Genomic DNA, 1,586 nt, shown 5'->3' with positions numbered 1-1,586 from the left:
GCTCAAGGATGTTTCCTTCGGGAAGGCCTATTCGAAGCTTTTCGGGCTGCGGAGCGACTTTCTGCACGGCAAGTCGATGGCGGATATTTCCGGGGACGATAGGCGGAGCGCCAGAGCGCTGGCCCGCGAGGTTGTATGCGCGCTGATTGGAATTGCATCGGCTGACCCTACGGTGAACCGAGAACAGCTTCTGGATGGGCTACTGGATAGTTGTCCGGGATCAGCGCCTATGGCACAGAATTGAGGGTATGATTTAAGGAGTGTTCGGTTCTCGTCTAAGACGAAGGAACGAACATGAATACGAAGACGACTGGCGGCAAACGCTCCGCCGAGCATGTGGTCAAAGACATCCGCCGGGCGACACGGCGGCACTTTTCCTCGGAAGACAAGATCAGGATCGTGCTGGATGGCCTTCGTGGCGAAGACAGCATTGCCGAGTTGTGCCGCAAGGAGGGGATTGCCCAGAGCCTCTACTACACCTGGTCGAAGGAATTCCTGGAAGCCGGCAAGCGGCGACTGGCAGGCGACACGGCCCGTGCTGCGACGACCGGTGAAGTGCAGGACCTTCGTCGCGAGACCCGCGCGCTGAAGGAGGCAGTCGCCGACCTGACGCTGGAGAACCGTCTGCTCAAAAAAAGCATGATCGCGGATGGGGGCGACGACGAATGAGATACCCCGCATCCGAAAAGCTCGAGATCATCAAGATCGTCGAGCAGTCGCACCTTCCGGCGAAGAAGACGCTAGATCAGCTCGGCATTGCGCGGCGCACCTTCTACCGCTGGTATGACCGCTACGTCGAAGGCGGCCCGGAGGCGTTGGAGGACCGTCCTTCCCGGCCGAGCCGGGTGTGGAACCGCATCAGCGCCGAGGTCCAGAGCCAGATCATCGACATGGCGCTGGAACAGTCCGAGCTGTCACCACGTGAGCTGGCGGTGCGCTTCACCGATGAGAAGCGCTACTTCGTGTCCGAGGCGACCGTCTATCGCCTGCTCAAGGCCCATGACCTCATCACCAGCCCGGCCTTCGTGGTGATCAAGGCCGCCGACGAGTTCAGCGACAAGACCATGCGTCCCAATGAGATGTGGCAGACAGACTTCACCTACTTCAAGATCATCGGCTGGGGCTGGGTCTATCTGTCGACCGTGCTCGACGACTTCTCCCGTTACATCATCGCCTGGAAGCTGTGCACGACCATGCGGGCCCAGGACGTGACCGAAACGCTGGAACTGGCCCTTACGGCTTCAGGCTGCGACAGCGCCAGGGTGTTGCACAAGCCAAAACTGCTCAGCGACAACGGACCGTCCTACATCGCCAGCGAACTCGCCGAATGGATCGACGCCAACGGCATGAGCCATGTCCGCGGCGCCCCGCTTCATCCGCAGACCCAGGGCAAGATCGAGCGTTGGCATCAGACGCTCAAGAACCGCATCCTGCTGGAGAACTACTTCCTGCCGGGCGATCTCGAACGCCAGATCGAAGCCTTCGTCGAGCATTACAATCACCGACGCCACCACGAGAGCCTTGGCAACGTGACCCCGGCCGACGCCTACTTCGGCAGGGCCTCTGCTATCATCGAACAACGAGAA

General features: G+C 60.4%; 1 protein-coding gene and 1 pseudogene. Both read left to right on the top strand.

What is annotated here, in order from left to right:
* Positions 1-244: pseudogene (locus CEV33_RS24190) on the top strand (hypothetical protein); the annotation flags it as partial.
* Between the two features lie 50 nt (positions 245-294).
* A protein-coding gene (locus CEV33_RS01305) for an IS3 family transposase (protein ID WP_094538718.1) occupies positions 295-1,586 on the top strand; the annotation gives its coding sequence in 2 pieces (ribosomal slippage) (positions 295-631 and positions 631-1,586; 1,293 coding nt annotated over the 2 pieces). This gene is flagged as partial in the annotation.

Source organism: Brucella grignonensis, from assembly GCF_002252505.1.
Lineage (GTDB): Bacteria > Pseudomonadota > Alphaproteobacteria > Rhizobiales > Rhizobiaceae > Brucella > Brucella grignonensis.
Note: the sequence above shows the minus strand (reverse complement) of the source record. Positions and strands in the feature narration are given on the sequence as shown.